The 16863-nt window shown below is 67.8% G+C and carries 17 protein-coding genes; 11 read left to right on the forward strand and 6 right to left on the reverse strand.

Translation table 11 applies throughout. From position 1 onward, the window contains the following. Window positions 1–13: 13 nt before the first annotated feature. Window positions 14–2875, reverse strand: a complete 2862-nt coding sequence (locus tag AC0L6G_RS14125; RefSeq protein WP_473252503.1) for a tetratricopeptide repeat protein — start codon at window positions 2873–2875, stop codon at window positions 14–16. A gap of 219 nt (window positions 2876–3094) precedes the next feature. Here AC0L6G_RS14125 and AC0L6G_RS14130 point away from each other — a divergent pair, with 219 nt between their 5' ends. Continuing rightward, entirely contained in the window at window positions 3095–3313 is a 219-nt protein-coding gene (locus AC0L6G_RS14130; protein WP_293824562.1) for a hypothetical protein, read from the forward strand. 52 nt (window positions 3314–3365) lie between these two features. Here the strand turns inward: AC0L6G_RS14130 and AC0L6G_RS14135 are convergent, their stop codons facing one another. Next, window positions 3366–4109: a 3-deoxy-manno-octulosonate cytidylyltransferase gene (locus AC0L6G_RS14135; protein ID WP_293824560.1), complete on the reverse strand. Its 744-nt coding sequence runs from the start codon at window positions 4107–4109 to the stop codon at window positions 3366–3368. 141 nt (window positions 4110–4250) lie between these two features. Between AC0L6G_RS14135 and AC0L6G_RS14140 the strand changes: the two genes are divergently transcribed. Then, a complete protein-coding gene (locus tag AC0L6G_RS14140; RefSeq protein WP_473252504.1) occupies window positions 4251–4985 on the forward strand; it encodes a c-type cytochrome in 735 nt (244 codons plus the stop codon). A gap of 2 nt (window positions 4986–4987) precedes the next feature. On the opposite strand, the gene AC0L6G_RS14145 is transcribed toward AC0L6G_RS14140, so the two are convergent. Then, a complete protein-coding gene (locus tag AC0L6G_RS14145; protein WP_291537181.1) occupies window positions 4988–5602 on the reverse strand; it encodes a malonic semialdehyde reductase in 615 nt (204 codons plus the stop codon). Window positions 5603–5773: 171 nt separating this feature from the next. On the opposite strand from AC0L6G_RS14145, the gene AC0L6G_RS14150 reads away from it, so the two are divergent. Together AC0L6G_RS14150 and recR are read left to right on the forward strand one after the other, a co-directional pair. After that, a complete protein-coding gene (locus AC0L6G_RS14150; protein WP_291537182.1) occupies window positions 5774–6103 on the forward strand; it encodes a YbaB/EbfC family nucleoid-associated protein in 330 nt (109 codons plus the stop codon). Then, complete coding sequence (gene recR, locus AC0L6G_RS14155) at window positions 6103–6702, forward strand: recombination mediator RecR (protein WP_293824555.1); 600 nt, start codon at window positions 6103–6105, stop codon at window positions 6700–6702. The genes AC0L6G_RS14150 and recR overlap by 1 nt, the downstream gene beginning before the upstream one ends. Before the next feature lie 6 nt (window positions 6703–6708). On the opposite strand, the gene AC0L6G_RS14160 is transcribed toward recR, so the two are convergent. Next, window positions 6709–7065, reverse strand: coding sequence for a hypothetical protein (locus AC0L6G_RS14160; RefSeq protein WP_473252505.1), 357 nt, complete (start codon window positions 7063–7065; stop codon window positions 6709–6711). A 118-nt stretch (window positions 7066–7183) separates the two neighbouring features. Here AC0L6G_RS14160 and AC0L6G_RS14165 point away from each other — a divergent pair, with 118 nt between their 5' ends. The 4 genes from AC0L6G_RS14165 to AC0L6G_RS14180 all read left to right on the forward strand — a co-directional run bounded on the left by AC0L6G_RS14165 (window position 7184) and on the right by AC0L6G_RS14180 (window position 10193). Next, window positions 7184–8401, forward strand: coding sequence for a DNA recombination protein RmuC (locus AC0L6G_RS14165; RefSeq protein WP_293824553.1), 1218 nt, complete (start codon window positions 7184–7186; stop codon window positions 8399–8401). Between the two features lie 84 nt (window positions 8402–8485). Beyond that, complete coding sequence (locus AC0L6G_RS14170) at window positions 8486–8944, forward strand: hypothetical protein (RefSeq protein ID WP_473252506.1); 459 nt, start codon at window positions 8486–8488, stop codon at window positions 8942–8944. 3 nt (window positions 8945–8947) lie between these two features. After that, window positions 8948–9136, forward strand: coding sequence for a helix-turn-helix transcriptional regulator (locus tag AC0L6G_RS14175; protein WP_220675691.1), 189 nt, complete (start codon window positions 8948–8950; stop codon window positions 9134–9136). Between the two features lie 52 nt (window positions 9137–9188). Continuing rightward, window positions 9189–10193: a TraB/GumN family protein gene (locus AC0L6G_RS14180; protein WP_473252507.1), complete on the forward strand. Its 1005-nt coding sequence runs from the start codon at window positions 9189–9191 to the stop codon at window positions 10191–10193. 164 nt (window positions 10194–10357) lie between these two features. Here AC0L6G_RS14180 and AC0L6G_RS14185 read toward each other — a convergent pair whose 3' ends face one another. Then, entirely contained in the window at window positions 10358–12496 is a 2139-nt protein-coding gene (locus AC0L6G_RS14185) for a malate synthase G (protein ID WP_293824550.1), read from the reverse strand. 228 nt (window positions 12497–12724) lie between these two features. Between AC0L6G_RS14185 and AC0L6G_RS14190 the strand changes: the two genes are divergently transcribed. Then, window positions 12725–13099: a hypothetical protein gene (locus tag AC0L6G_RS14190; RefSeq protein ID WP_074291612.1), complete on the forward strand. Its 375-nt coding sequence runs from the start codon at window positions 12725–12727 to the stop codon at window positions 13097–13099. A 25-nt stretch (window positions 13100–13124) separates the two neighbouring features. On the opposite strand, the gene AC0L6G_RS14195 is transcribed toward AC0L6G_RS14190, so the two are convergent. After that, window positions 13125–13277 carry a hypothetical protein gene (locus AC0L6G_RS14195; protein ID WP_293824549.1) on the reverse strand — a complete coding sequence of 51 codons (153 nt, stop codon included), beginning with the start codon at window positions 13275–13277 and terminating at the stop codon, window positions 13125–13127. A gap of 174 nt (window positions 13278–13451) precedes the next feature. Between AC0L6G_RS14195 and AC0L6G_RS14200 the strand changes: the two genes are divergently transcribed. Together AC0L6G_RS14200 and AC0L6G_RS14205 are read left to right on the forward strand one after the other, a co-directional pair. Further along, complete coding sequence (locus AC0L6G_RS14200; protein WP_293824548.1) at window positions 13452–15104, forward strand: DUF1570 domain-containing protein; 1653 nt, start codon at window positions 13452–13454, stop codon at window positions 15102–15104. 82 nt (window positions 15105–15186) lie between these two features. Continuing rightward, complete coding sequence (locus AC0L6G_RS14205; protein WP_293824546.1) at window positions 15187–16860, forward strand: peptide chain release factor 3; 1674 nt, start codon at window positions 15187–15189, stop codon at window positions 16858–16860. The last annotated feature ends 3 nt before the right edge of the window (window positions 16861–16863 follow it).

Raw genomic sequence — 16863 nt, forward strand, 5'->3', positions numbered from 1 at the left:
GGAAGCGGTCTTTCTAGCCCGTCGCCTGCGACGCGGTCTGCGACGAAGGTCGGGACTGGGCGACGAAGGCGTCGGCGGCGGCGCGGGCCGCGCGCTGGTCCGTGGCGCTGGCCAGGGGACGCAGCCGCGTCACGGCGGCCTGGGCTTCGCTGTCGCCGCCACGCGCGGCGATCATATACCACTTCAAGGCCTCGGTCGGATTCCTGGCCACGCCGTCCGCGCCGGTCTCGTAGATGCGCGCGACGTTGTACTGGCTGTCGGGCAGGCCGCCCTGCGCGGCCTTCAGCAGCCAGGCCAGGGCCTCGGCCTGGTTGGCCGGGCCTCCGTCGCCTTCGTACAACTGCATTCCATACAGATGCATCCCGCGCGGATCGCCGCCTTCGGCCGCGCGACGGCCCCACTGGCGGCTCTTGGCCGGATCGGCTGGAACGCCGGCGGCGCCGTCCAGATACAGCTGACCCAGATAGGTCTGGGCCGGGGCGTAGCCCAGGTCGGCGGCGCGCGTCATTCCCGCCAGGCCCGACATGTCGCCGCCGTCCAGCTTGCCGATGGCGGCCTCGTAGTCGGCGGCGCCGGGTCCGGCGATGTCGAAGGCGGCGCGCGGTCCGGTCGGCGTCACGGCCGAGGCGGCCAGGGGCAGGGCGGAGGGAGCGTCGGCCGCCTTCTGGCCGCTCGTCGCCGACGACCCGCCGATCAGGTCGGGCAGGTCGAAGCCCGGCGTGCCGCCGTCGGTCAGCGACAGATAGCCATACACCCCGCCCGTCAGGGCCACGGCCGTGACCGAGGCCAGAAAGGTCTTCTTGACCGTCGAGCCGTCGCGGGCCGCCTGCTTGTCCAGCCGCTCCTGCAGCTTGGACTTGCCGCCGCGCTTCAGGCCGAAGCCTTGGCGCGGGGCCGGCTCCGGCTCGGCCGGGGCGGTGATGGCGGCGCGGGCGGCGTCGATGGTCGAGCGGGTCGAGGAGGCTCGGCCGGCCGCAGCCGCCGCGCCCATGCTGGCCCGCAACTGGCGCGGATCGACGAATTCGGTCTCGCCGCCGAAATCGTCGTCGTCCAGCGCCGAGGCGGGGCGCGGTTCGGGAGCGGACGCGGCGGTGGAGAAGCCGGGCGAAGTGGCTTCCAGCGCATCCTCCACATCGGCCCCGCCAAAGCCGCTGAAGGGCTGGATGACGGGTTCGTTGTCGACCGGCGCGGTTTCGACGGGCGCGGGTGCGGCGGCTGGTTCGGGCTCCGCGAAGACGCTGGACGGGAAGGGCGCGGCGGCGGCCACGGCCGGCGTCACCGGATCGCTGGACCAAACATTCTGGTCGGCGAAGGTCTCGTCGGGGAAGGCGGCGGCGCGCCAGTCGCTTTCGAGCGATGCGGACAGGATCGGGGCGGCCGCCGCGCGTTCGGCGACGGCGCGCGAATGGGCGCTGTCCAGCGGCTTGTCGCGGATCGGGGTCGGGCCGCGCGTCTCGATGCTATCGCGTGCCTCGGCCAGCAGGCGGGCGGTGCGTTCCTCGCTCATCCGCATCCGCTCGGCCAGTTCGCCCGAGGCGCGGTCGTAGCGCTGCTCGATCTTCTCCGAACTTTCCGACAGGCGGCGGCCGATGTCCTCCAGCGCCTGTTGCGAGCGGCGCTCGGACTGGGCGATGCGGTCGCTGAGCTGGTCGGAGATGCGGGTGATCTCGCCGCCCAGTTTCTCCAGCGCCAGGGCGTGGCGGTCGTCGCTCGCCGTCAGACGCTGATCGACGCGGTCGAGATGGCGGGCGAAGTCCTGGTCCAGGCGGGCGGCGCGACGCGCCACTTCGGCCTCGATGGTCTGGCCGACCGCCTCGGTGACCGCCCGGCCGATCGCGTCGGCGCGCCCGTCGGCGTCGCCCTCGACCTTCTGAACGCGGGCGCTCAGGTTGCGGGCGATGCGCATGACCTCGCGGCCCATCGCCTCCAGGCCCACGGCCGACTTCTGTTCCGAGGCCTTGAGCTGCTCGCCTACGGCCCGGACGGCGCGCTCGATCCGGTCGATCCGCGCGCCGGTCTCGGCGGCGTCCAGACGCTGCATCATCTCGGCGCGATTGTTGTCGATCTGGCGCGACAGGCTCTCGGCCAGTTTTTCGAACCGGGCCGCGTCGCGCGCGCCTTCCGGCTCGACCCGGCTCTCGGCCGTCCGCATCCGCCGGTCCAGTTCGGCGAAAGAGCGTTCCAGCGTTCTCAGCGCCTCGGTCGTGCGGTTCTGGGCCGCGTCCAGCCGCGCCCCGACCTGAGCCATCAGCTCGGCGCCGACGCCGGGGCCGGCGGCCTTCTCGACCGCCTCCATCCGTTCGCGCAGGTCGTTGACGCCCAGCCGCTGGCGTTCCTCGATTTCGTAGAGCCGGCCCGACAGGGCGCCCAGCGCGGTCTCGACCTTGGCGAAGCCTTCTTGCGTCGCCGGGCCGGTGTCGCGCTCGAAGGCGCGCAGGCGCCGATGCCCTTCGCGCAGCTCTTCGGCGATGTCGTCGAGACGGCGGGCGTGAGCCTGGGTTTCGACATCCTGGCCGTCCAAACGCCGCATCAGACCGGCGACCGCCTGGTCCACGCCCTGGATGGCCGCGGTCGAGCGGCGCTCGGCGGCTTCCAGCCGCGCGGCGATGGCGTCGATGGAGGCGCTGATCCGATGTCCGTCCGTCTCGGGCAGGGCGTAGGCGTCGTCCAGCCGGCGGCTGCGGCTGCGCCGCTCATAGGCGTCGGAGGCCGGGCCGCGACGCGGCAGGGTGGCGTAGCCCTCTTCCTCGTCCTCCATGATCATGGAGTTGAGCCATTCGCCCAGCGTCATGCCGGAACGGCGCGCCAGATCCTTGGCGACTTCGCGCGCCTTCGGATCGATCCCCTTAACGCTCCACGGCGCCGCTGCGCTCACTGATTCGTCTCCCGGCCCATGCGATGAAGGCTATACCGTCCATATCGAGCATGTAAACTGATGGTTAACCGCAATATCTAGCGGCGATCCGCCTATCCTGTGGACAGCGTCGTCGTCTTCTCTGATTAGTGAGCCATCACGGTTAACGCGCGGTGAAGATTAACTTCCGGGCAAGGGTTTCGCTTGCCAAGCGCGGCGGGTTTCGTCACCTGCGACCCCATGAGCCTGACCGTCACCCTCGGCCTGCTGGGCGTCGCCCTGGTCGTCATGATCTTCACCGGCTGGCGCGGGACGCTGCCGCCCGACCCCCTGAAGGGACCGCGCCTGACGCCCTGGCGGTTCCTGATGATCGCCGCCGCCGCCGCGGCCTTGTTGCTGCTGATCCACCTGGCCACCCTGTTCGGCGCCGAACGGGCGCCCTGGATTCCGGGTCGCTGACCTCGCTCGACCGTCCTAGAGGGAAGCGCGGAGTGGAAACCGTCGTGCATCCCTATTGGAAGGAACGCGCCCGCGCCGCCTCCAGGTCGGTCGGGTTGTCGATCGACAAGGGGGCTTCGTCGATGACGGCGGCCCAGATCTGCATCCCCAGTTCAAGCCCGCGCAGTTGCTCCAGCTTTTCGCGCTTCTCCAGCGGCGACTGCGGCGCCGCGCAGAAGCGGTTCAGGGCCTCGCGGCGATAGCCGTAGACGCCGACGTGGCGCCACACGGCACCGTCGCCGTAAAGGGTCGAGCGGGTGAAATATAGGGCGCGGCCCTGGCGTTCGGCCTCTCCCCGGTCGTTCTGTTTCAGGGCCAGCACAGCCTTGACCACGTCGGGATTGGTCCGGTCCGACACATCGGCCTCGGCCGCGACAAGGGTGGCGATGTCGCAGGCCGGTTCGCCGTGCAGAATGGCCGCGCAGGCGGTGGCCAGGCCGGGGCTGGCGAAGGGCATGTCGCCCTGGACGTTGATGACGGCGTCGAAATCGCCTTGCGGATCGATGGCGTCCACAGCAGCGCGGATGCGGTCCGAGCCGGAGGGCAGGTCCGGGTCGGTCAGGATCGCGCGTCCGCCCCCGGCCTCGATCGCCTCGACGATCTCGGGATCGCCGGCGGCGACCGCCACCGGCAGGCCCGAGGCCTCGGCCTGGCGATAGGCGCGCACGATCATGGGGACGCCGCCGATCAGGGCCAGAGGCTTGTTGGGCAGACGGGTGGCCGCCATACGAGCGGGTATCATTATTAAAGGGTTCATCGGCTTCCCTGGCGCGATACCGAGCCGGCGTCTGCCGGGCCGGTTGCGAAGGCCGCGCTAGCGTGCCAGACACGGCAAGGCAAGACTATGACCAGGCGCGGTTCAACAGCCTGGAAGCGGCGGAGGGGAGAGACGGGGCGCATGAGCGGCGATCTGAAGTGGAACAAGATTTTCGGCGCGGCCCTGGGGACGGCGTTCGTCATCCTGGTCGTGCAGCAGGCGTCGGGCCTGATCTATCACTCCGAACCGCCGGAAAAGATGGGCTATTTCGTCGACGCCCCGGACGAGACAGCCGGCGCCGAACAGGCCGAGCTGCCGCCGGACTGGGGCACGGTGCTGCCCGCCGCCGACCTGGCGGCGGGCGAAGCGGCCTTCGCGCGCTGCCAGGCCTGCCATGACGGCCACCAGGGCGGCGCCGACAAGATCGGTCCGAATTTGTACGGCGTGATCGGCGGTCCGGTCGAGCACCGCCCCGGCTTCGCCTATTCGGACGCCATGACCAAGCACAAGGCCGAGGTTCCGACCTGGACCTATGACGCGGTGAACGCCTTCATCACCGCCCCGGCGCGCTATATTCCGGGCACCAAGATGTCCTTCGCCGGCATTCGCGACACCCAGACGCGCATCAATCTGATCGCCTGGTTGCGGACTCAAGGGTCGACCGGCTACGCCATTCCCGCGCCCGATCCCGCACGTCAGCCGGGCGCCGCGGCTCCGGCCGGCGCGCCGTCCGAGGGCGGCGAACCGGCGGTGACGGAAGGCGCGGCGGCGACCGAGTCCGCCGGAACCTCGCCCGCCGCCGCCGCGCCCGCCGCCGCCCAGGCGACGCCGGCCGCCCCGCCGGCCGCGACCAGCGCGGCGCCGCCGAACCACTGACCTCAGAGGATTTGCGCCGCCTCGTCGAAGCTCAGGCGGGGCGAGCGGGGAAACAGGTTCTCGTCCGAGCCATAGCCCAGGTTCAGGATGTAGTTCGGCTCGACATTGCTGTCGGGGAAGAACTCGGCCTTGACCGCTGGGGCGTCGAAGCCGGACATCGGGCCGACGTCCAGGCCCAGGGCGCGCGCGGCGATGGTCAGATAGCCGCCCTGCAGCGAGGCGTTGCGGAATGCGCTCTCGCGGCGGCCGGCCTCGTCGGCGAACCAGTCGCGGGCGCCCGGCGCGTGCGGGAACAGGGCGTGCAGATGGTCGTGGAAGTCGATGTCCTGGGCCAGGATCAGATTAACCGGGGCCTGCTGGGTCTTGGCGCGATTGCCCTCGCTCATCAGGGGGACCAGCCGGGCCTTGGCCTCGGGCGAGGTGATGAAGACGAAGCGGGCGGGGCCGGCGTTGACGGCGGTCGGGCCGAATTTGGTCAGGTCGTACAGCTTGCGCAGCAGTTCGGGCGGCACCGGACGGTCGGTCCAGGCGTTGCGGGTGCGCGCCTCGGTGAACAGTTGCGACAGGGCGGCGTCCGACAGCGGGACGTCGCGTTGGGTGATGGCGTCGTAAGCCATGGGGAGGATGCCTTCCTGAATAACAGCAACGAGTGCGGATGCTAATTAAGCTCTCTGAAGGCGGCCGCAAGACCGGATCCGGCGCCGCTGGGTTTCCGAAATCGACATGATGCGGCGGGCAGGGGGTTAAAACCCCTGTCACGGGCGCGGTCTTGCCCCTATCTAAGAGGCATGAAAGATCTGACCCAACTGATGCAGCAGGCCCAGGCGATGCAGCAAAAGCTGCAGGACGCCCAGGCCAAGATGGCCGACACCGCCGCCGATGGTTCGTCGGGCGGCGGCCTCGTGTCCGTCTCCCTGAAGGGGCCGGGCGAGATCACGGCGATTAGGATCGACGACAGCCTGCTGACACCCGGCGAAGGCGAGATACTGGCCGATCTGATCGTGGCCGCCCACGCCGACGCCAAGCGCAAGCTGGACGACCAGAACAACGCCCTGATGCGCGAGGCCGCCGGCCCCATGGCCGGTATGAACATTCCCGGAATGCCGAAACTGTTCTGATGGCCGCCTCCGCCGGGCCGGAGATCGAACGGCTGATCTCGCTACTCGCCAAATTGCCGGGACTGGGACCGCGGTCCGCGCGGCGGGCGGCCCTGGCCCTGCTCAAGCGGCGCGAGCAACTGCTGGTCCCGCTCGCGGCGTCTCTGGTCGAGACCGCCGAGAAGGTCGTCTCCTGCTCGGTGTGCGGCGCGCCCGACACTCGCGACCCGTGCGCCATTTGCGCGGACGACGCGCGCGACAACGGCCTGCTCTGCGTCGTGGAGGAAGCGGGCGCTCTTTGGGCCATGGAACGGTCCGGCGCCTTTCGAGGCAAATATCATGTGCTGGGCGGCCTGCTGTCTGCGCTGGACGGCGTGGGGCCGGAGCATCTGCGCATCGCCGAACTGGTCGGGCGCGCAAGGGGCGGCGTGCGCGAGGTCGTCCTGGCCCTGCCCGCCACCGTCGACGGCCAGACCACCGCCCACTATGTCGCCGAGCGCATCGCCGGCCAGGGGGTCGAAGTCACCTCCCTGGCGCGCGGCGTGCCGGTCGGGGGCGAATTGGACTGGCTGGACGACGGCACCATCGTCCAGGCCCTGAAGGCGCGCCGCCCGACTTGAGACGGATCAGTTCGACGGCTGCGTCGGCGCGTTGACGTTGGGCGCCTCGCCGGTCGGCGCAGGCTGTGCGCGGCCGGTGGAATCGGTCGGGGCGTCGGCGGCGGGGGGCGTGCGGCTGTCGGCATCGAAGGCGCGGGCGTCGGCGGCCTGCTTGCCGGTCGTCGGGTTCTGCGCCTGGAAGGCGCCGTTCGACACGAACCAGAACCCCAGCAACAGGATCGCCGCCGCAAGGGTGGACACCACCAGCAGCACCAGAATCCGCGGGCTCTTGCGGCCGGCCCTCACATATTCGGCGTCGACCGGGCGGCCTTGGCGCACGGCGTCTGCGGCCTGATCGTGGCGGCGGGGTTCTTGCGGCTTCATGGTTTGGTCCTCCTCCGTTCCAGTCAGACCAACGTGATGGGAACGGCTGCGTTCCTGAACGCGCGGGCCTACGCGGGCCGCGCTTCTCATGACGGGCGACTCCCGCTAGGAACGGAGCATGAACATGATCGTGGTCGTTCTCGCCCTTGTCGCCGCCGCCTTCGGGGGCGGTTTCCTGTGGGCCTTCATGGGCTGGCAGCGGACGCGCGGCGCGCTGGCCGCCGCCGAGGCGCGCGTCGAGGCGGTCGAGGACAGCCGCGTCACCATGGCCGAACTGCTCAAGGCCCAGGCCGCCCAGTCGGCCCAGGTCGTCGCCGACCAGATGGTCAACCGCGCCACCGAAACCTTCCGCGCCCAGGACCTGTTGGCGCGAGAGCGCATAGCCGCTCAGCTGAAGCCGGTCGCCGACACCCTGACCAAGTTCCAGGAACATGTCGCCGCGCTGGAGAAGACCCGGTCGGAGGAGACCGGCGGCCTGCGCGAACAGCTGGCGGCCCTGATGGCGGCCTCGTCGGCCACGCGCGACGAGGCGCGCAAACTGACCGAGGCCCTGCGTGGCAATACCGGACGGCGCGGACGCTGGGGCGAACAGACCTGCCGAAACGTGCTGGAGGCCGCCGGCATGGCCGGCCGGTTCGACTTCACCGAACAGACCTCCAGCGCCGACGACGAGGGCCGTCAGAACCGGCCGGACTTCATCGTGCGCCTGCCCGGCGGCGGCATGTTCGTGATCGACGCCAAGGTGCCCCTGGCCTTCGCCGACGAGGACGAGGACGAAGAGGCGCGCGCCCGCTCCGTGGGCCTGCGCACCGCCGCCAGCCTCAAGACCCATGTGCGCCAGCTGTCGTCCAAGGCCTATCAGGACCAGTTCAAGCCCAGCCCCGATTTCGTCGTCCTGTTCGTGCCGGGCGACAGCTTCCTGGCCACCGCGCTGGACCATGCGCCGGACCTGTTGTCCGATGCGATGGAATCGCGCGTCGTCATCGCCACACCCTCCACCCTGTTCGCCCTGTGCAAGGCCGTGGCCTATGGCTGGCGCGCGGAAGAGCAGGCGGCCAACGCCGACAAGGTCGCCGCCCTGGGCCGAGAGCTCTACAAACGGCTGTCGGTCATGGGCGGCCACGCTTCGGCGGTCGGCCGGGCGCTGGACCAGGCGGTCGGCAAATACAATCAGTTCGTCGGCTCCCTGGAGAGCCAGGTCATGGTCTCGGCCAGACGGTTCGAGGACCTGCAGGTGGACCATGAGGGCAAGACCCTGCCCGACCTGGCGCCGGTCGAGACTGCGCCTCGCGTTCTCAGCCGCTCCGAACTGATCGCCTCCCCATCCTCGGACTGATTCCAAAATCATGGAAAGGTCACTTGACTAATTCTATTCGAGTATGACAATGTCCCTTGTCAAATGGACAAGGGGTGTTGACTGATGGGCAAGTGGGGCGCGGTGATCAGGGCGGCCGCGATCACGTTCGGCGGCGGTTTGTTGTTCGCTTTCCTGGGCGGCGTCGTGGCCGGCTACGCCACATCCAGCGGCTGGGTCGACGGCGACTTGGCCGAACTGATCGTAACGGCGATCTTCGCCGTCGCCATCATGATCGGGGCCCTGTGGGTCGGAGCGGAATGGATGCGCGTCATCGACGAAGCCGCGCGCGAGGCGCACAAGGCCGCCTGGTACTGGGGCGGAACCGCGGGAATGTGCGTCAGCGGCGTCGCCCTGATCCTCTCCTCCGCCGGGCCCTGGCGCGACGTCATCGCCCGCCATGTCGGGTCGGGGGCGGCGCCGATCGACTATCTGTCCGCCGGCGCGGCCCTGATGATCGCCCCCATGCTGATCGGCTATGTCGTAGTCTGGGCCTGGTGGTGGCTGGCGCGGATGCGAGCCTGAGCCATGAACAACCGTCTCAAGGTGCTGCGCGCCGAACGCGACTGGAGCCAGGCGCAGCTGGCTGAACAGTTGGGCGTGTCGCGCCAGACCGTGAATGCGCTGGAAACCGGGCGCTACGACCCCTCGCTGCCGCTGGCCTTCAGGATCGCCCGCATCTTCGGCCAGCCCATCGAATCCATCTTCTCGGAATAGTCGGCGGTCCAGGCCGCTTCATTTCAATCTCGTTTCGCCACAAGGATCGACCATGACTTTCGCCCGTTTGCTCAAGACCTCGGCCTCCACCCTCGCGCGCGGCGCGCTGGGCGCCGCCGCCGGCCTGGCCCTGTTCTGCGCCGTCGCCGGTTCGCCTCTCGACGCCCAGGCCCAGGCCCAGGCCCAGGCCCAGGCCCAGCCCCAGGTCCAGCCGTCAGCGACGCCCGCGCCGGCTCCGGCGCCGATCGAGGGGCGCGGTCCGGCGCTATGGGTGGTCAGAGACGCCGATTCCACCCTCTATCTGTTCGGCTCGGTCCATGTGCTGCGTCCGACGACCGGCTGGGCCAGCCCGCGCGTCCAGGCCGCCTTCGACAGCGCATCCGATATCTGGTTCGAGATCAGCAACCCCGACGATCAGGCGGCCATCATGCCGCTGATCCAGCAGCACGGCCTGTCTCTGGACACGCCCCTGTCCAGCCGCCTGACGCCGGAGGAGAACGCCGAACTGGAGGCGGCCGCCGGCGCCATGGGGTCGTCGGCCGCCCAGCTTCAGCCGTTCAAGCCCTGGTTGGCGGCCCTCACCCTGTCGGTCGCCCCTCTCGTCAAGGCGGGCTACGATCCCAAATCCGGCGTGGAGCTGGTGCTGAAGGCGCGGGCCGAGGCGGCGGGCAAGCCGATCCACGCCTTCGAGACCATCGACAAACAGGTCGGCATTCTGGCGAACCTGCCCGACGAGGTGCAGATGGCCTTCCTGCGCGAAACCCTGAAGGACTATGAAAAGGCCGCGACCCAGCTGGACGAAATGGTCTCGGCCTGGGCCAGCGGCGACATCGGCGCCATCGACCGCATCATGGTGGCCGAGTTGAAGGACGCCTCGCCGGCCCTGTATCAGGCGCTGCTGGTCGACCGGAACAGCGACTGGGCTGACCAGATCCAGACCCTGCTGCAAGGCTCCGGCACGGCCTTCATCGCCGTGGGCGCCGGGCACCTGACGGGCGACGACAGCGTTCAGGCGATCCTGAAACAGCGCGGCGTCACGGTCGAAACGGTGGAGTGAAGCCGATCAGCGCCCTCCAGTCTCATTATTCCAGGCCGTGAAAAGGTCTCCTGCGGCCCGCCTGAAACAGTGATGTCTGGACCGGCGATGTCCTGATGAAAGCGATGGTCTGATTCACGCTTCAGCCAGAACCGCGAAAGCGGTTCCGGCTGAAGCGACCAAGCCTAGACGCGGCCCTTCGCCTTCAGCCGCCAAGCGTGAAGCAGCGGCTCCGTATAGCCGTTCGGCTGCGCCGCCCCTTCGAAGACCAGGGCGCGCGCCGCCCGATAGGCCAGGCTGGCCTCCGGGGCGGGAGCCATCGGCCGATAGAGAGGATCGCCGGCGTTCTGGCCGTCCACCTTGGCCGCCATGCGCAGGAAGGCCGCCTCGACCTGTTCGGGCGTGCAGACCCCGTGCAGCAGCCAGTTTGCGATGTGCTGCGAACTGATCCTCAGGGTCGCCCGGTCCTCCATCAGGCCGATGTCGTGGATGTCGGGCACTTTGGAGCAGCCGACGCCCTGGTCGATCCAGCGCACGACATAGCCGAGGATGCCCTGGGCGTTGTTGTCCAGTTCGGCCGCCACCTCGGCCTCGGACCAGTTCGCCCCGTTGGCCAGCGGCGGGGTCAGCAGGGCCTCCAGCCCCGGTGCCGGCTGGCGTGCGACCTCCTTCTGAACCGCGAAAACATCGACGGCGTGATAGTGCAGGGCGTGCAGGGTCGCCGCCGTCGGCGACGGGGTCCAGGCGGTGTTGGCGCCGGTTCGGGGATGACCGATCTTCTGTTCCAGCATGTCCGCCATCCGGTCGGGCGCCGCCCACATCCCCTTGCCGATCTGGGCCCGGCCCGACAGGCCGCATTTCAGGCCGATGGCGACGTTTCTGGCCTCATAGGCGGCGATCCAGGCGCTGGATTTGATGTCCGCCTTTCGCACGACCGGTCCCGCCTGCATGACGGTGTGAATCTCGTCGCCGGTGCGGTCCAGGAAGCCCGTGTTGATGAAGACGATCCGGTCCTTCACCGCCTGGATGCAGGCCGCCAGATTGGCCGAGGTGCGCCGCTCCTCGTCCATCACCCCGACCTTGATCGCATGGCGCGGCAGGGCCAGCAGGTCCTCCACGGCGTCGAACAGCCGATCGGTGAAGGCGGCCTCGTCCGGCCCGTGCATCTTGGGTTTGACGATATAGACCGAGCCCGTCGCGCTGTTGCCGAATCCGCCGAGTCCCTTGAGATCGTACAGGGCGATCAGGCTGGTGACGATGGCGTCCATGATGCCCTCGGGCGCCTCTGACCCGTCGGCCAGACGAATGGCGGGGGTGGTCATCAGATGACCGACGTTGCGCACGAACAGCAGCGAACGCCCCTTCAGCGTCACCGTCGATCCGTCCGGGGCCGTCCAGTGACGATCCGGCTCCAGCGCCCGTGTCAGGGTCTCTCCGCCCTTGTCGAAGGTCGCCGACAGGTCGCCGCGCATCAGACCCAGCCAGTTGCGATAGGCCTCGGTCTTGTCCGCCGCATCGACGGCGGCGACGGAATCCTCCAGATCGACGATGGTGGTCAGGGCCGATTCCAGCACCACGTCCGCCAGGCCCGCGGCATCGCCGCGCCCGACCGGATGATCCCGGTCGATGACCAGTTCGATATGCAGGCCGTTGTGAACCAGCAGGATCGAGGACGGCGACGCCGCCTCGCCGCGGAAACCGACGAACTGCGCCGCATCCTTCAGCGCGGGCGACAGGGCGCCGTCCACGACCGACCATCCGGCGACATCGGCATGCGAACCCTGGGCCAGGGGCGTCGCCTCGTCCAGCAGGGTCTTGGCCCGCGCCACCACCCGCGCGCCTCGCCCCGCATTATAGCCCTTGCCCGACGGCAGGTCGCCCAGCGCGTCCGTGCCGTACAGGGCGTCGTACAGGCTGCCCCAGCGCGCATTGGCGGCGTTGAGCAAAAAGCGCGCGTTCAGGACGGGCACGACCAGCTGTGGCCCGGCCATGCCGGCGATCTCGGCGTCCACCCCTTCGGTCGTGATCGTGAAAGGCTGCGGCTCCTCGGCCAGATAGCCGATCTCGCGCAGGAAGGCTTCGGAGGCCCCGACGTCGTAGGGCTGACCCCGCCGCGCCCTGTGCCAGTCGTCGATCTGAGCCTGCAGGGCGTCGCGTCGTTCCAGCAGGGCGCGGTTTTCCGGCGCGAACCGGGCGAAGATGTCCGCCGCGCCGATCCAGAAAGACGCCGCATCCAGACCCAGCCCCGGCAGAACGTCCTGCTCGATCAGGGCGATCAACTCGCCCGCCACCTTCAGTCCGGCGCGATCTTCATGGGTCGTCATCACGGCGTCTCCTCCGGCGCGGCCGGCCTGTAACAATGCGTGATGAGGTAAGCGGAGCCCGCCCGCCCGCGCAAGGGTCACGTCGCGTCACCGGGGTCGCTTTTCGTCTGACGGCCGCGCCGCCTGGTCAGAAACCCTTAACCGCGTCCGTGAACGAGACCGCAAGCGGCGGCGCCTATGGTCGGCCTTACGGACGACATGGCGTCCGGTCCGGTCGAGCGTTTCCCGATGCTGTTTCTTCTGAACGATGTGGTGTTCGACCTGGACGAGGCCTGCCCGGTCACGCCCGCCGACACGCGCCGGTTCGAGAAGCTGTCCTTCGACTACGTGCTGGAACTGGGCTGCGAACTGTTCGCCGAGAATCCGTTGCTGCACAGGAACGACCCCGAGCGCGCGCGCCGTCTGGCCTGGCTGATCGCCGAACGCAGCCCGGACGTCAACGCCGCCTTGTTCGCCGCCCCGGCCGTCGCCTGCGACCCCGATCTGGTCGAGCCGCGCTTCTGCGCCCTGCCCGACGCCGTCATGCGCCAACTCCAGGCCAAGGGCCGTCGCCTCGACGCCGTCGCCGCCGACCGCGCTGTCTGGAACCGAATGGCCGCCTGAGGTCGGACGGCCTTGAGGCTTCGCGTCACATCACCGTATTGAACACGACGTGCACCATCGTCGCCACCGCGACGATGAAGCCGAACCCGATCATCAGGCCCAGGGCGGGATGAAGCGGCCTGCGCCCGGCGTCGGCGCGCGGGTGGGCGATGCGGTCGTCAGGATGGATCACAGCCATCGTTCGTTTCCTTTCCCTTGCGGCGCCAAGCTCACAACCTGACGTCTCACGATCTTACCATGCGCCCGAAAACCCCTTTGCGCGAAGGGGTTTTCACGCAATTGTGCGAAACATCGCCAAAGACGCTTCCGTTGAAAATCTTAGTTCGATACCAAACAGTCTTTGGGGGGCACTATGTTTGGACTTCAACGCTTTCATCACGGCCTGGCCGCGTTCTTGGTCTTGATGACCAGTTTGATCGGCGTCGGCAGCGCGCGCGCGGAATGGTTACGAGCCGAAACCGACCATTTCGTCGTCTATGGCGATACTTCGGAATCGAGCCTGCGACGGTATGCGGGACGTATCGAACGCTTTGACGCGCTGCTTCGCGCCTATTACCCGATCAAGACGGAATACGAAATTCCAAAGCTTGAAATATTCATGGCGAATGGCAGGCGCGACATGAATAGCATAGCGCCAGGAATAGACGAAAGCATCGCAGGCTATTACTCGCCCAATAGCGGAAGAATATACACCGTTGTAAACACCAGAAGCCCAATGGGCGACGTGGTCGCTTACCACGAATACGCCCACCACTTCATGTTTCAGATGCGATCTGGGGCCTATCCATCCTGGTTCATCGAAGGTTTTGCCGAGTATTATTCCACAACGGAAATAAGCGGTCGCCAGATAAAATTTGGCCGCCACAATCCAGGCCGCATGAATTCTCTGACGTCAGGGGCTAACACTTGGGCCAAGATGGAAGACGTTCTCGAATGGAGAACGGGTTCAGACGGCCGTTATCCAGCCCATCAGTATTACGCTCAGGCCTGGGCTATGACTCATTATTTCATGAGCACGCCGGAGCGCACTCAAATGCTTGGCCGTTATCTCGCCGCCGTGGCGAACGGCGAGGACTCCGTCGTCGCCATGCAGGCCGCGACAGGCCGCACTGCAGCACAACTTCAGGCTGACGTTTGGCGATATATATCCGGCAGCATTTCCGTCCTCACGCCTCAGATCGAAATCGTCGCCCCCACTGTGTCGATCTCGCGACTAACAAAGGCCGAGGCGGACGCCATTTGGCTTGATGTCCGCCTGGACAACGAACCCGTCATTCAGAACACGGGAGAAGACGATGAAGACGACGACCATAAAAAGGACGATGCGCAACAAGCGCGCGATAAGCGTGAAGAGATCGAGAATCGCGCCGAACTGATACGGTCCTCCCTGGCGCTGGCGAGCGAGCATGGGAATGATCGGGTCGGCGCACTGCTGACCGCGCGTGCTCAACGCCTTATGGGACGACCTGACCTGGCGTTGGCGGCGCTGACTCCCTTGATCAACGACGAACTGGCCGACGCCGACATCCTGCGTGTCGCCGCCATGGCGCTGTTGGATCAGGTTCGCACCGAACAGGATCCGGACGCATCGCAGGCTCTTCGCCGTCGAGCCAGCGCCTATCTCGCGCGAGCGATGGATGCCGATCCGCTCGACTTCCGCATCTATCTCGGCCTGAACGACACGCGCCGGGGACAGGCCCAGTATCCGACGCCGAACGATCTCTCCACCCTCGAGGTGGCCTATGCCTTGGCGCCTCAGTCGTTCGATACGCGACTGCGCCTGGGAGAAGCCTACCTCGCGCGGGGCATGAACGCCGCAGCGATCAATGTCCTCACCCCCGTTTCCAACAGCCCGCACGGCAGTGGTTACAAGAGACAGGCCCGAACGATGATAAACCAAGCCCGCGCTGCGGAAGGCCAAGCCGCCGTCAATTTCCAAGAAGAACCGAAGGCGGATGAGGATTCAACGACGACATCCGGCGATCCCGGGGCTGGCGAAGGCTAGAAAGCGACGCCGCGCATATCTCGAGCTTTCCCCATTGCTACCGGCAGCGTGGCGGGCTACCCCGCGCGCCCAAGGATAGCTCATGTCGAACTCGCACCAGCCGGAAAACGCCCTGTCTTCCAGAACTGTCGCAGCGGAAGCGGCGCGCCGCCGGACCTTCGCCATCATCGCCCACCCGGATGCGGGCAAGACGACCCTGACCGAGCATATCCTCTTGGCCGGCGGCGCCATCCGCGCGGCCGGCGCGGTGCGGGCGCGGGGCGAGAACCGGCGCACCCGGTCGGACTGGATGAAGATCGAGAAGGAGCGCGGGATTTCCGTCAGCGCCTCGGTCATGACGTTCGAGCACGACGGCAAGATGTTCAACCTGCTCGACACGCCCGGGCACGAGGACTTCTCGGAAGACACCTATCGCACCCTGACCGCCGCCGACTGCGCCATCATGGTGCTGGACGCCGCGAAGGGGATCGAGCCGCAGACGCTGAAGCTGTTCGAGGTCTGCCGCCTGCGCGACATCCCGATCATCACCTTCATCAACAAGCTGGATCGCGAGGCCCAGGACCCGATGGCCCTGCTGGACGACATCGCCTCGCGCCTTCAGTTGGACCCGGCGCCAATCTGGTGGCCGGCTGAGAGCGGCAATCGCCTGCGCGGCATGGTCGAAGTCGGGACCGGCCGGTTCCAGCCCTATACCCGCAAGGCCGCCGGCGCCGCCGAGGATCCCGAACACCCCGCCGCCCTTCCCCTGGACCAGGCGGCGCAATATTTCGAGGCAGGCGAGCAGGACGCTCTGACCGAGGCCGTCGAACTGGTCGAGGGCGGCTATCCGGCCTTCGACCGCCAGGCCTTTCTCGAAGGCCACATGACGCCCGTGCTGTGGGGTTCGGCCCTGCGCCATTTCGGCATCGACGAACTGCTGAAGGCCATCGGCGACTGGGCCCCGGCGCCCAAGGTCATGAAGGCCAGGAAAGAAGCCCCGCCCGAGACCCGCAACGCCCCCGCGTCCGTCGAGACCGAGGTCGAACCCGGATCGAACGAAGTCACCGGCTTCGTCTTCAAGGTCCAGGCGAATATGGACCCCAACCACCGCGACCGCATCGCCATGTTCCGCATGGCGTCCGGCGCCTTCAAGCGCGGCATGAAGCTGAAGGTCCAGAACACGGGCAAGTCGCTGTCGGTCAATGCGCCGATCATGTTCTTCGCCTCGGACCGGGAACTGGCCGACGACGCCTTCGCCGGCGACGTGATCGGCATTCCCAACCACGGCGTGCTGCGCGTCGGCGACAGTCTGTCCGAAAGCGGCGTGGTCCGCTTCGCCGGCCTGCCCAATTTCGCGCCGGAAATCTTGCAACGGGTTCGGGTCAAGGATCCGCTGAAGGCCAAACACCTGAAGAAGGCGCTGGAGGGTCTGGCCGAGGAAGGCGTGACCCAGTTGTTCCGGCCCGAGATCGGCGCGGACTTCATCGTCGGCGCCGTAGGCCAGCTTCAGTTCGAGGTTATGGCCGACCGTCTGGGCGAGGAATACGGGCTGGACGTGGTGTTCGAACCCAGCCCCTACGCCGAGGCGCGTTGGATCGCGCCCGCGCCCGGGGGCGGCGAGGCCGATCTGGAGGATTTCATGGGCAAATACCGCCCGCAGATGGCCCGCGACATCGACCAGGCGCCGGTCTTCCTGGCCAAGTCGAGCTGGGAGACCGGCTATGTCGGCGAACGCTTCCCCAAGGTGGCCTTCACCAAGACCAAGGAACGCGGCTGACCG

This window comes from Brevundimonas sp. D3-1P (assembly GCF_055809335.1).